Annotated in this window: 13 protein-coding genes and 1 pseudogene; 3 read left to right on the top strand and 11 right to left on the bottom strand. The window is 70.7% G+C overall.

Annotation, left to right across the window (positions count from 1 at the left end):
• Positions 1 to 7: 7 nt before the first annotated feature.
• From LMU33_RS29295 to LMU33_RS29280, 4 genes are all read right to left on the bottom strand, one after another.
• On the bottom strand, positions 8 to 1,381 hold the full coding sequence (locus LMU33_RS29295) for a hypothetical protein (RefSeq protein WP_228623629.1): 1,374 nt from the start codon (positions 1,379 to 1,381) through the stop codon (positions 8 to 10).
• Positions 1,371 to 1,925, bottom strand: coding sequence for a DUF6114 domain-containing protein (locus tag LMU33_RS29290; protein ID WP_228623628.1), 555 nt, complete (start codon positions 1,923 to 1,925; stop codon positions 1,371 to 1,373). The genes LMU33_RS29295 and LMU33_RS29290 overlap by 11 nt, the downstream gene beginning before the upstream one ends.
• 116 nt (positions 1,926 to 2,041) lie before the next feature.
• Positions 2,042 to 2,674 carry a DUF6230 family protein gene (locus tag LMU33_RS29285; protein WP_228623627.1) on the bottom strand — a complete coding sequence of 211 codons (633 nt, stop codon included), beginning with the start codon at positions 2,672 to 2,674 and terminating at the stop codon, positions 2,042 to 2,044.
• A 623-nt stretch (positions 2,675 to 3,297) separates the two neighbouring features.
• Complete coding sequence (locus LMU33_RS29280) at positions 3,298 to 4,266, bottom strand: tetratricopeptide repeat protein (RefSeq protein ID WP_228623626.1); 969 nt, start codon at positions 4,264 to 4,266, stop codon at positions 3,298 to 3,300.
• 234 nt (positions 4,267 to 4,500) lie between these two features.
• Here LMU33_RS29280 and LMU33_RS29275 point away from each other — a divergent pair, with 234 nt between their 5' ends.
• Positions 4,501 to 5,118, top strand: coding sequence for a TetR/AcrR family transcriptional regulator (locus LMU33_RS29275; protein WP_228623625.1), 618 nt, complete (start codon positions 4,501 to 4,503; stop codon positions 5,116 to 5,118).
• Positions 5,119 to 5,124: 6 nt separating this feature from the next.
• On the opposite strand, the gene icmA is transcribed toward LMU33_RS29275, so the two are convergent.
• The 4 genes from icmA to LMU33_RS29255 form a co-directional block, all read right to left on the bottom strand.
• The gene (gene icmA / locus LMU33_RS29270; protein ID WP_228623624.1) at positions 5,125 to 6,825 is read right to left on the bottom strand and encodes a coenzyme B12-dependent isobutyryl-CoA mutase large subunit; all 1,701 of its coding nucleotides are present in this window, start codon (positions 6,823 to 6,825) and stop codon (positions 5,125 to 5,127) included.
• Between the two features lie 85 nt (positions 6,826 to 6,910).
• On the bottom strand, positions 6,911 to 7,249 hold the full coding sequence (locus LMU33_RS29265; RefSeq protein WP_228623623.1) for a DUF3817 domain-containing protein: 339 nt from the start codon (positions 7,247 to 7,249) through the stop codon (positions 6,911 to 6,913).
• A gap of 43 nt (positions 7,250 to 7,292) precedes the next feature.
• A complete protein-coding gene (locus tag LMU33_RS29260; RefSeq protein WP_228623622.1) occupies positions 7,293 to 7,802 on the bottom strand; it encodes a MarR family winged helix-turn-helix transcriptional regulator in 510 nt (169 codons plus the stop codon).
• A gap of 22 nt (positions 7,803 to 7,824) precedes the next feature.
• Positions 7,825 to 9,069, bottom strand: coding sequence for an MFS transporter (locus LMU33_RS29255; RefSeq protein WP_228623621.1), 1,245 nt, complete (start codon positions 9,067 to 9,069; stop codon positions 7,825 to 7,827).
• Between the two features lie 74 nt (positions 9,070 to 9,143).
• Between LMU33_RS29255 and LMU33_RS29250 the strand changes: the two are divergent.
• Positions 9,144 to 10,192: pseudogene (locus LMU33_RS29250) on the top strand (ArsR/SmtB family transcription factor).
• Here LMU33_RS29250 and LMU33_RS29245 read toward each other — a convergent pair.
• The 3 genes from LMU33_RS29245 to LMU33_RS29235 form a co-directional block, all read right to left on the bottom strand.
• On the bottom strand, positions 10,140 to 10,895 hold the full coding sequence (locus tag LMU33_RS29245; RefSeq protein WP_228623620.1) for a hypothetical protein: 756 nt from the start codon (positions 10,893 to 10,895) through the stop codon (positions 10,140 to 10,142). The pseudogene LMU33_RS29250 and the gene LMU33_RS29245 sit on opposite strands and share 53 nt — an antisense overlap.
• Before the next feature lie 100 nt (positions 10,896 to 10,995).
• Positions 10,996 to 11,292, bottom strand: coding sequence for an MTH1187 family thiamine-binding protein (locus LMU33_RS29240; protein WP_228623619.1), 297 nt, complete (start codon positions 11,290 to 11,292; stop codon positions 10,996 to 10,998).
• A complete protein-coding gene (locus tag LMU33_RS29235) occupies positions 11,289 to 11,633 on the bottom strand; it encodes a DUF3817 domain-containing protein (protein ID WP_228623618.1) in 345 nt (114 codons plus the stop codon). The genes LMU33_RS29240 and LMU33_RS29235 overlap by 4 nt, the downstream gene beginning before the upstream one ends.
• A gap of 193 nt (positions 11,634 to 11,826) precedes the next feature.
• Between LMU33_RS29235 and LMU33_RS29230 the strand changes: the two genes are divergently transcribed.
• A complete protein-coding gene (locus tag LMU33_RS29230; protein WP_228623656.1) occupies positions 11,827 to 12,459 on the top strand; it encodes an AIM24 family protein in 633 nt (210 codons plus the stop codon).

Genomic DNA, 12,459 nt, shown 5'->3' with positions numbered 1-12,459 from the left:
GGACCGGTCAGTCGGTCGTGTACACGTGCATGCCGGGCACGTGCAGGTTGCCGCCGAACTGCGCCGCCTGGACCACCTTGACGTTGGTGAAGTAGATCAGCGGCAGGTTCAGCGGGGGCGGGCTGTCGGGCGTGAACGTCATCGGGATCAGACCGAACAGGTTGCCCGAGATGCTCTGGGTGTACATCGTGGTGGCGCCGCCGCGGATGGTGGACGTCGAGCCCTTGGCCGCCTGCACGTGGTAGGTCTTGCCGGAGAGCTTGTCGTTCACCGTCTGGTGCAGGTCGCCGATGTCCGTGCCGTCGGAGATGACGTACTTCAGCACCTTCTTGGTGGTGCCGGACGCCGTCTTCACCTCCACGATGCCCTGGTAGTCGGCGCCCTTGAGCAGCAGCGAGCTGGCGCTGAGGTACCACGGGTCGTCCGCCACCGGCACCTTGTTGTCGACGCCGCCCTGGTCGGTGGTGGCCGCCGGGCAGTCCTGCGCCGAGGTGGAGGAGCTCGCCGACGGGCTCGGCGTGACCGACCCGGCCGCGTCCGTGACCGCCTTGGTGGCGTCCCCGGCCGTCTTGGAGACCGTGTCGGTGGTCTTCTTCACCGTGTCGCCGACCGTCTTGGTGGCCTTGGAGACGGTGTCGCCCACGGTGTCGGTGACCTTGGAACCGGACGACGACGTACCCGACGGGGACGCGGAGTCCGAGGACGCGCTCGCCGACGGGGTCGCGGACGGCGCGGGACTCGCGGAGGAGCTGCCGGAGTCCGAGCCGCCGCCGAGGATGCCGCCGAGCGTGTCGCCGAGGGTGCCCAGCAGACCGCCGCTGCTCTTGGACGCCGACGGGGTGGGCGTGGCCGTGTCACCGCCGGAGGGCGACGACGAACCCGACGAGCCGGAGCCCGCGTCCGAGTCGGAACCGGAGGAGCCGGAGGTCGCGGTCGGCTTGGGCGTGGCCTGGTCGCCGGAACCTGAATCCGGCGAAGAGGACGTGCCCGAGCCGCCGGACTTCGAGTCCTTCGCATCCGCGCTCGCCGAGGGCGACGGCGTGGCCGTGTCAGCGCTCTTCGAGGCGGACGGCGAGGGCGAGGACGAGGCGTCCTTGGAGCTGTCCAGCGCCTTGACGCAGTCCTTGTACTCGTCGGCCGTCAGGCTCTTGGCCGTGGTCGACGGGGACGGGCTGCCGCCGTTGCCGGCCGCGAGGGCCAGCGTGGACGTGAAGCCCATGCCCATCAGCACCGCCGTCGGCATCGCCACGGAGGCGATCGCCTTGCCGGCCGGCATGTGGAACCTGGTGAACAGCGGCTTTCTGGGAGCCGCGTGGCGGGGCCCGGTTCTCGCGCGGGACCCGTCCACATCGGTCCCGCGGGTCACCTCGTCAGCCGGCACTGTGCCTCCCGTTCGCCCCGTTGCCCGGGCTCGTTCCTGACAGGTCGTTCGACTCCACCGCGCCCGGGTACTGCGGCGGCAGCTCCGCGGTCTGCGGGTCACCGCCCTCGCCCGGGGCCGCCTCGGCCAGCGGCTGCGGCTGCGGCGGCGCGCCCGGCGCCCAGGCCACGGCCATCGCTCCGCCGATGAGGGCGAAGAGGAAGCCCATGACGAAGCCGCCGAAGTTGGACACGGGGATGGACACCAGCGCGAGCAGGATCGCGGCGACTCCGGCGAAGACCCGTACGTGCTTCTGGAACCAGAGGCTGATGCCCAGGACGACCAGCAGCACACCGATGATCAGGGACCCGGCTCCCGCGGTGGTCGCCATCGCCAGCGTCAGATGGCCGATCTGGAGATGGGCGTACGGGAAGTACATGATCGGAAAGCCGCCGAGCAAGACGAACAGGCCGGCCCAGAACGGACGGGTGCCCCGCCAGGCGCGGAACTGCAGCCTCCGGCGGGTGAACTGGCCGGGCGCGGCGGCAGAGGTCTCGGCGCTCATGGAAAACAGCTCCCTGGTGCGGCGTTGCTGTGGTGGTGATGTGTGCCGCGTGTGAAACACGGCCGGAGAGTGGACGGGCGGGGGCGCCACCGGCTCCCCCGCCCATCAACGCGTGCTCAGTAGCACTCGTGCGAACCAGTCTGCAGCGACATGTGCAGTCCGCTGAGCTTGAAGGTTCCGGCCGTGGTCGCCCAGGCCGTCTGCTTCACGTCGGTCAGCGTGGCCGAGTCGGCCTGCTGGGCGAACCCGTAGGGGTTGGCCTGCTCGCTGCCGCCCTTCATGCCCGGACCCTTGTCGGCGTCCTTGCCGGCAACACCGATGTCGATGTTGTTGAAGGTGGCGTCGGCGTTGAGGTCGGAGACGTCGATGTAGAGGTTGTCAGCCTCGACCGGCTTGTCGGCGCCCGCCTTCAGGACCAGGCTCACCGAGCCGAACACCGGGATGTCCGGCGTGACGACGGACTGGCACATGTTGTTGATCGTGGCCTTCTTGAAGGCCGAGACCGCAACCGGGTGCGCCGTCTTCTGTCCGCTGAGGGTGTACCCGCTGTCGATCGCGCCGTACTGCTCAAAGCCCTGACCGACCAGCTTGTCCGCCGTCACCTTGAACGACTGACCCGACACACTGAACGACGCGGCGAGAGCGCCCTGCGCGAGGGCGACACCTATGCACGCCGTGGCGGCCACGCTGGGCACCATGACCACAGCGAACCGCTTCCATCTGGTCCCGCCACGCACCTGGGACTCCATATTTCCTCCTTCTCGGACGTACATCTCCTGGCCCGGACTCGCCGCCGTCGGCGGCTCAGCCAGGCAGGGATGGGAGAAGTGCTACGTCCTCGGGAAGGAGAGCGCCCGCGCTCGGTGGCGCGAACCGCGCCCGAATCACCGGCGATCACCCCCGAGCGACAACCACTGGTCGCGCCTGACACGCATCACGCACAACCTTGCTGGACAGGCTTCGCCGGGTGGGCGAAGACCCCCCTGCCCTAGAGCCGGCGCCACTGCCGCCGGCTCTGCTCGGTGGGGACCCAGATTCTCCCGTGACCCAACCGGCTGTCGGGGTACGGGAATGGACCGAGCGTCGCCGATCGTGGTGCATTCTCGGCCCGGACACAAGGGGGTTCGTTACTGGCTAGTAACGGCCGGATAACCGGAGGACGACCGACCGGTCTCGGAGCGCGACGCTGGGTGGCAACCAAGGGCAGAGCAAAGCCGTTGATCTCTGGACGAAACCAGACAGATCAACGGCCTCGACTTACTCCGAGTAACAGATTGTGGGATTACCAAGATTTGGTAAAGCACTGCCACCGTGACGACTCGTCGGCAAACCTTTCACCCCGGCATCACAAGCCGTGGCGTTTAGCGACTGGTCAGAACAGGGCGCGCGCGAGGGCCCTTCGAGCGCCCACCACACGCGGATCCTCGGGTCCCACGACCTCGAACAGTTCGAGCAGCCGGCGCCGCACGGTGTCCCGGTCGTCACCCACCGTACGCTGCACGGTCTCGATCAGCCGACCGAAGGCGTCCTCGACGTGCCCGCCCACGAGGTCCAGATCGGCGGCGGCGATCTGCGCGGCGGCGTCCTTCGGGTTCTCGGCGGCCTCCTGGCGGACCTTCTGCGGGTCGAAGCCCTGCACCCGCTGCAGCAACTCGGCCTGCGCGAGGCCCAGTTTGGCCTCGGGGTGACCAGGGTCGTCGGCCAGCACGTTCTGGTAGGCCCGGACGGCACCGGCCAGGTCGCCCGCGTCCAGCGCGTCGGCGGCGGCGTTCAGCGCCGCGTCGTAGGGCCCCGCATACTCCTGTACGGCCGCACCGCCCGGCTGCGCGTCCGCGTCGACGGTCAGGCCGGTGATGCCGAACCGCTGCTCGGCGACCTGCACCAGCTGGTCCAGGGTCTGCCGGATCTGCTGCTCGCCGGCCGCCCCCTGGAACAGCGGCAGTGCCTGTCCGGCCACGACGGCGAACACGGCCGGGATGCCCTGCACCCCGAACTGCTGCATCAGCATCTGGTTGGCGTCGACGTCGATCTTGGCGAGGAGGATGCGCCCGTCGTACTCGACGGCCAGCCGCTCCAGGACCGGGCTCAGCTGCTTGCAGGGCTGACACCACTCGGCCCAGAAGTCGATGACGACGGGAACTTCGGCGGACCGCTGGAGGACGTCCCTCTCGAAGCCCGCCTCATCGACGTCGATGACGAGATCGGCCGGGGCGACGGCACCCGTACCACCCTGACGGGCGGCCTCGGCGCGCGTCTGCTCGGCCTTGGCCTTGGCCTCCTGGGCCGCCTTCACCGCGGCGAGGTCGACGACGCCGCTCATGGACATGTTCCGTGGCTGCATGCGTCTATCCTCCCCCGTTGCCGCGTCGAAATGAAAAAAGCGGTGTGCGTGGACGCCGGGTCCCCACCCCACGCCCTCGTGATCACCGCTCGTGCACGCCTCGCGAACGTCCATCACGAGCCCGCACGAGCTTTCGCTACGACTCGTAGCGTAATGCCATGCGGACCCCTCGCGACACCACTCGCCGGTGATCTCCCTCACGACCGCACAGATCCCGCCGGTTATGGTCAAGGGATGCAGAGCCGCACTCCCGCCAGCCGTACGGGGCGCCCGCGCAGCGCCGCCGCGGACACCGCGATCCTGGCCGCGACCCGGGAGGCGCTGGTGGAGCTGGGCTGGTCCAAGCTCACGCTCGGAGACGTGGCGACGCGGGCCGGGGTCGCGAAGACGACGCTGTACCGCCGCTGGGCGGGCAAGCCGGAGCTGGTGTGCGACGCGGTGGCGGAACTCTTCGACGAGCTGGAGCTTCCCGACCGCGGCAGCCTCGCCGCCGACATCGAGGGCGTGGTGCTGCAGTTCGCGGCCATCCTGGCCCGCCCCGAGGCCAAGAGTGGCTTGATGGCGGTGGTCGCCGAGTCCACCCGCGACGACGCCCTGCGCGAGCGCATCCGCACCTCCATCGTGGAGCGCCAGATGCGCCTGGTCCTCCAGGGCCGCGCCCGCGCGCAGAGCCGGGGCGAACTCCCCCCGGAACCCGACCCGGAGGAGTCCGCCCGCACGGTGGACCTGATCTTCGACGTGGTCGCGGGCGCGGTCGTCCACCGCACCCTGGTGAGCGGCAAGCCGGCGGACGAGGAGTGGGTGCGCGACTTCACGCGCGTGCTGCTCCTGGGCCTGACCTCGTCCGCCTGAGCCCGCTCAGAAGCCGGCAGGCTCGGTGTACACCCCCCACTCGTCCCGCAGCACCCCGCAGATCTCGCCCAGGGTGGCCTCCGCCCGCACCGCGTCCAGCATCGGCTCGATCATGTTGGACCCGTCCCGGGCCGCGCCCAGCATCGCGTCCAGCGCGGACCGCACCGCGGCCTCGTCCCGCCCGCCCTTCCGCTCGGCGAGCACCCGCACCTGCTCCCGCTCCACCTCGTGGCTGACCCGCAGGATCTCCAGATCACCGGTGACGGACCCGGTGTTGACGTTGACGCCGACGACCTTCTTGTCGCCCTTCTCCAGCGCCTGCTGGTACCGGAAGGCGGACTCGGCGATCTCCCCGGTGAACCAGCCGTCCTCGATCCCGCGCAGGATCCCGGAGGTGATCGGCCCGATCGGGTGACGCCCGTCCGGGTGGGCCCGAAGGCCGCGCTCCTTGATCTGCTCGAAGATCTTCTCCGCGTCGGCCTCGATCCGGTCCGTCAGCTGCTCGACGTACCACGAACCGCCCAGCGGATCGGCCACGTTGGCGACCCCGGTCTCCTCCATCAGTACCTGCTGGGTGCGCAGCGCGATCTCCGCGGCCTGCTCGCTGGGCAGCGCGAGGGTCTCGTCGAGCGCGTTGGTGTGCAGCGAGTTGGTCCCGCCGAGCACCGCCGCCAGCGCCTCCACGGCCGTACGGACGACGTTGTTGTACGGCTGCTGGGCCGTCAGCGACACACCGGCGGTCTGCGTGTGGAACCGCAGCCACTGCGCCTTGTCGCTCTTCGCGCCGTACACGTCCCGCATCCAGCGAGCCCAGATCCGGCGTGCCGCACGGAACTTGGCGATCTCCTCGAAGAAGTCGACGTGCGCGTCGAAGAAGAAGGACAGGCCGGGCGCGAACACGTCCACGTCCAGGCCGCGGCTGAGCCCCAGCTCGACGTACCCGAAGCCGTCCGCCAGGGTGTACGCGAGCTCCTGCGCGGCCGTCGACCCCGCCTCACGGATGTGGTAGCCGGACACGGACAGCGGCTTGTAGGCGGGAATACCGGCCGCGCAGTACTCCATGAGGTCGCCGATCAGGCGCAGATGCGGCTCGGGCTGGAAGAGCCACTCCTTCTGCGCGATGTACTCCTTGAAGATGTCGGTCTGCAGCGTGCCGTTGAGCACCGACGGGTCCACGCCCTGCCGCTCCGCGGCGACCAGGTACATGCAGAAGACGGGCACGGCCGGCCCGCTGATGGTCATCGACGTCGTCACATCGCCCAGCGGGATGTCCTTGAACAGGACCTCCATGTCGGCGGCCGAGTCGATGGCGACCCCGCAGTGCCCGACCTCGCCGAGCGAGCGGGGGTCGTCGGAGTCGCGGCCCATGAGCGTCGGCATGTCGAAGGCCACGGACAGGCCGCCGCCGCCGGCGGCCAGGATCATCTTGTACCGCTCGTTGGTCTGCTCGGCGTTGCCGAACCCGGCGAACTGCCGGATCGTCCAGGTACGCCCGCGGTAGCCGGTCGGATGGAGCCCGCGCGTGAAGGGGTACTCCCCGGGCCAGCCGATCCGCTCGAATCCCTCGTACGTGTCGCCCGGTCGGGGCCCGTACACCGGCTCCACGGGATCGCCGGAGAGCGTGGTGAAGTCTGCGTCGCGCTTGCGTGCGGCGTCGTAGCGGGCCTGCCAGCGTCGGCGGCCCTCCTCGATGGCGTGAGCGTCCATACCATCGAATTTACTTGGACGTCCTAGTAAATGTCGATGGCTGACCGCCGTACGGTGTCCGTACGGCGGTGTGACGCCGGTCGCCCTACGCCTTGGCGACGGCCGGGGCCTGGTCGGCGACCTCGGCCTCCAGCTCGCGGCTGATCCTCCGCTCGACGAAGAAGGCGGCCGTCGGGATCGTCCCCGCGAGCAGTACCCACAGCTGCTTGCCGATCGGCATCTTCGTCTTGGAGCCCAGGTCGAAGGCGACGACCAGGTAGACGACGTACAGCCAGCCGTGGGCGATGGCGACGACCCGGGTGACGTCGGCGGCACCGCTGATGTCCAGCCCGTACTTCGCGATCATGCTCAGGCACAGCAGGACCAGCAGGACACCGGTGGTGTAGGCCATGACGCGGTAGCGGGTCAGCACGCTCTTCTTCATGCCAATGAGCGTAACCACCCGTTCCGGGAGATCTTGTCCGGGGTCACTCGTCCTCGAAGTCGTGCGCCGCGATGCGCAGCGGGCGGAGCATCGCGAAGATCTCCGCGCACTCCTCCGCGTCGTACACGCCGAGCCCGAAGTCCATCGCCATCAGGTCGCGGGTGGCCGCGTCGACCACCTCGCGGCCCTTGTCGGTGATGACGGCGAGGGTGCCGCGGCCGTCGTTGGGATTGGGACGCTTGGCGACCAGCCCGGACTTCACCAGCCGGTCGACGGTGTTCGTCACGGACGTGGGATGCACCATCAGGCGCTCACCGATCTTGGACATGGGCAGCTCGCCGGCCTTGGAGAAGGTGAGCAGCACCAGTGCCTCGTACCGCGCGAACGTCAGGCCGTACGGCTTGACCACCGCGTCCACCTCGGCGAGCAGGATCTGCTGGGCCCGCATGATCGAGGTGATCGCGGCCATGGACGGCACGTTTCCCCACCGCTGCTTCCAGAGCTCGTCGGCGCGGGCGATGGGGTCGAAGGGGAGGCTGAGTGGCTTCGGCACGTCATCAGACCCTACCGGCCGGTCATATTCCGGGCAGCCCTGTCTCGGGTTTCGGTCCCCCGTCGTTCCCGGTCGCCCGCGCCGCCACGGCCAGCGCGCAGCAGCACAGCACACCGGCCACACCGGCACCGGCCACCGCCGTACGCACCCCCGACGTCTGCGCCGCCACGCCGGCCAGCGCCATGCCGACGCCCTGGACGGTCATCAGCCCGGCGTGCAGCACGGTCATGGCCCGCCCGCGCAACTCCTGCGGCACGGCCCGCACGAACCACTGGTCCAGGCCCAGGGTGTAGGCCGACCCGGCCCCGGACAGCAGCAGGAGCACCAGGGAGGCGGCAAGGCCCGGGCGCAGGGCGTAGCCGAGGTACGGCAGCAGGGTCAGACAGAGCAGAGGCAGCGCGACGCGCTCACGGGCCACGGGGCCGAGCCTGGCCCCGGCGAACAGTTCGCCGGCCACCGTGCCGACGGGCAGCGCGCACATCAGCAGGCCGAGGCCCGCGGATCCGCTGCCCAGTTCGTCGGCGTACGGCGCCGCCAGCGCCTCGGGTACGACCGAGAACGCCGCCGGGATCCAGAACATGAGCAGCAGCACGCGCACCCGGCGGTCGGCCCACAGCGGGCGCGGGCCCGGCGCGGTGTCCGTGCTCCGGCGCTTGCGGGCGGGGCGGTGCCGGGTGCCGCAGCGCAGCAGCGCGGCGGAGGCGAGGAAGGTGGCGACGGTGACCAGCAGGGCGTGGCGCGGGCTGACGGCGGTCAGCAGCAGACCGCCGAGGCCGTAGCCGACGAGCAGGGCGCTCTGGGCGACGATCCGCAGCAGGGAGCGGCCGAGGACGAACAGGTCGCCGTCGCCGAGGACGTCGGCCAGGGTGGCCATGCGGGTGCCGGAGAACACCGGCGCAACGACGGCGAGCGCGCAGCGCAGCGCGAGCAGCAGCCCGATGCCGCTGCCCGGGACCGTCATCAGGGCCACGCAGCCCGCGCACACCAGGTCGCAGCCGACCAGCACGCGCCGGGCCGGGAAGCGGTCGGCGAAGGGTGCGAGCAGGGCGCCGCCGACGGCGTACGGCAGGAAGCCCAGCGCGAAGGTGAGCGCGCTCAGCAGGGGCGAGCGCGTGAGGTCGTAGACGAGGACGGAGAGCGCGATCTCGCTGACGATCACGCCGAGCATGGACAGCACGTGCGCGGCGAAGACGGCCCGGAACTCGGGCACGGCGAGGACACGGCCGTAGCCGGCGGACGCCGGGGCGGCCTGGGTGGGTGCGGACATGCCGGGCAGCGTGCCCGGGGACGGGCCGGACGCCGTAGAGTTTCGGCCCCAGCCGAATCTCCGAGGGGGTGCCCATGGCGTCGCGGCTGCACTTCGGCGACGACGACTTCCTGCGCTGCCGGTTCGCGATCTCCCCGCTGTGGGAGACGCAGGAGGCGGTGCGCACCCTGAGGCGGCCCGACCGGCACGCCTATCAGGCGCCCTGGCTGCGGCGGATCAGGCAGGCGGCGGCCGGTCTCGAGCTGGCTCCGCTGTGGCTGCTGATGCCCCGGCGGGGGCACTCGCCGGACTGGCTGGGCGCGCCACCGATCGGCCCGGCCGCCACCTTCGACGAGTCGCGGCCGTACGGGCGTCGGACCCGGAGTCGGCCCGTGAGGACACCGCCCGCTCGCTGGCCTGCACACCGGGCGCGCTCCGTTCACCGCAGGGCCGGGCCTGGCTGGCGGATCCGGTGCGGATGATCCAGGAGCTCGCGGACGCCATGGAGGAGGCCTGGCGGGTGCTGATCGCCCCGGACTGGCCCCGGCTGCAGGCCCTGCTGGAGGCGGACGTGGCCTTCCACTCCCGCCGCCTGGCCGAGGTGGGCCTCGGCACGCTGCTGCCGGAACTGGACAGCCGTCTGGCCTGGGACGGCCGTACGCTCACGCTCGCGGGACACGACGAGTACACCCGCGCCCTGGACGGCCAGGGCCTGATCCTGATGCCGAGCGTCTTCTCCTGGCCCGACGTGATCACCGGCTTCGAGCCGCCGTGGCAGCCGACGCTGGTCTACCCGGCCCGGGGAATCGCGGGATTGTGGACGGAGCCGGGCGGACGGACGCCGGAGGCCTTGGTACGGCTGCTGGGCCGAAACCGTGCCGAGGTGCTGGCCGCGCTGGACGAACCGGCGACGACCACAGCACTGGCCCACCGGCTGCGACTGGCCCCCTCCTCGGTGTCGGCCCACCTGACGGTACTGCGCGACGCCGGTCTGCTGACCTCACGGCGGTACGGACATCAGGTGCTGTACGAGAGGACACCGCTGGGGGTGGCACTGACGAGCTCCGGGGCCCGGCAGGTCACCCGGACTCTCACCCGTACGCCTCGAGCCGGCGCAGCACCCTCGGCGCACGCGCCCGGGTGACCGGCGCCCGCAGGCATCGCCGGGCGGCGGGCGTCCCGGCCAGCGGCGCCTTGAAGACCGCGAGGGAGCCGCCGACGACCAGGAGCAGCGGGCACAGATAGGCGACGGTGTCGGCGAAGGTCCCGAAGAGCCGCAGCAGCGACTCCAGCCCGAGCCCGGTCAGGCACACCGTGAGGACGACCGCACGCACCGCCAGCTCGACGATCCAGTTGACCAGGGCACGCTCGGGAGTGATCCCCCGCTCCAGCCAGAGCCGGAGCCGGTCGAAGGACCACCCCGTCGCCCAGCCGGTCAGCGGCCGCAGCACCAGGCGGTCCGCGACCGCCCCGAACGCGCCCCCGCGGGCGCGGTACTCGTACCCGGTGAGCAGGCGCACGCCGTGCGCGTCGGGCAGGTAACGCCAGTAGGCGCTCGCCTCGGTGACCGGGGAGAGCGGGTGCGAGGAGGAGAAACGCAGGGCGCACACGCGCGTGCCGTCGGGGCGGTCCTTCTCGCCGGCGGCGACGCCGGTGCCGGGCACGGTGAGCAGTGGCAGCACACGCCAGGTGCAGGTGAAGCGGCGCGGCTCGCCGGCCACGGCAGGGAGGGGGGCGATCGACGTGAAACGGAGGTCCCAGCGCAGGCGCGTGACGGGGTCCTGGGTGCGCGCCCACAGCTCGTCGAGGTCGGCGCGTATGTGTGTCTCTCTGTAGAGACGACCCATGGTGTGTTCCCCCAGGCCAGAACGGTGAAGTCGAGCGATCGCTCGGGTGATCAGGAGGGGAACGTACACCTCCGCATGCGACCGCTCAAAAGGGGGCCGACTACTGCGCCAGGTGCCGTTCGACGGTCTCGACCTTGGAGGTGAGTGCGTCGGTCACGCCGGGGCGGATGTCGGCCTTGAGGACGAGCGACACGCGCGGGGCGCGCTCCTGCACGGTGGCGACGGCACGCTTGACGACGTCCATGACCTCGTCCCACGACTCGCCCTCGATGGAGGTGAACATGGCGTCGGTGCGGTTGGGCAGCCCCGACTCGCGGACGACGCGCACGGCGTCGGCGACGTACTCCCCCACGTCCTCGCCGACGCCGAGGGGCGTCACGGAGAAGGCGACGATCATGCGTTCACGATTCCTTCCTTGCGGGCGCGGGCCGCGATGACGGCGTCCTCGGCCTCGCGGCGCAGCTTGCGCTCGGCGAAGAAGCCGCCGGTGGGCAGCACCGAGAGGACGAAGTAGAGGGCCGCGGTCTTCAGCGGCCACTTGGCGCGGTTCCAGGCGTCCGCCCAGAAGACCACGTACAGCACGAACAGGACGCCGTGGACCGCGCCCATGACGGGGACCGCGTTGAAGTCCGTGGTCCGCTTCAGCACCGAGCAGACGAGGAGGATCAGGAAGGACACGGCCTCCGGGGCCGAGACCAGGCGGAGGCGGCGGAGGGCGGTGGCGGTCTTGATGTCCACGGGTCACCTTCGGTGGGAGGGGTCGCGACGGTCTGCGGTTACGGTCCGTCGGCGGCGGGCTGCAGTTTGTGAACGCACGCACAAGCGTCCCCCATTGTGGCAAACGACGGCCCTAGGGGTCCGCTCAGGGTCCGTGTCCACCCGCGGGCTCTGTTCCGTCCACCCGCGTCGCCGCTACTTTCACTGCGTGGCGATGTTCCGACTGCAAGGCAGCAAGGTGCTCGCCGTCGACATGACCGGGGACGCCGTGAAGGCGAAGAACGGCTCGATGGTCGCGTACGACGGGCAGATGAGTTTCAAGAAGCTCACCGGTGGGGGCGAGGGACTGCGCGGGATGGTGACCCGGCGGCTCACCGGCGAGCAGATGACGGTGATGGAGGTGAAAGGGCACGGCACCTGCTGGTTCGCGGACCGGGCGACCGAGATCAACCTGGTGAGCCTCCAGGGCGACAAGCTGTACGTGGAGTCGAGCAACCTGCTCGTGACGGACGCGGGGCTGCGCACGGGCACGACGTTCACCGGGCTGCGCGGCGCCTCGCAGGGCAACGGCCTGTTCACGACGACCGTCGAGGGACACGGGCAGGCGGCGATCATGTCCGACGGGCCGGCGGTGGTGCTCCGGGTCAGTCCGCAGTACCCGCTGATCGTCGATCCGGGTGCCTACATCGCCCACCAGGGCAATGTCCGGCAGTCCTTCCAGTCCGGCGTGACGTTCCGCACGTTCTTCGGGGAGGGCGGCGGCGAGGCCTTCCAGATCCGCTTCGAGGGCGACGGACTGGTGTACGTGCAGCCGAGCGAGCGGAACACGATCGCGGGGGATCTGTAG

It is taken from the genome of Streptomyces barringtoniae (genome assembly GCF_020819595.1).
GTDB classification, from domain to species: Bacteria; Actinomycetota; Actinomycetes; order Streptomycetales; family Streptomycetaceae; genus Streptomyces; species Streptomyces barringtoniae.
The sequence above is the reverse complement of the archived record's forward strand: the minus strand, read 5'-3'. Positions and strand labels throughout refer to the sequence as shown.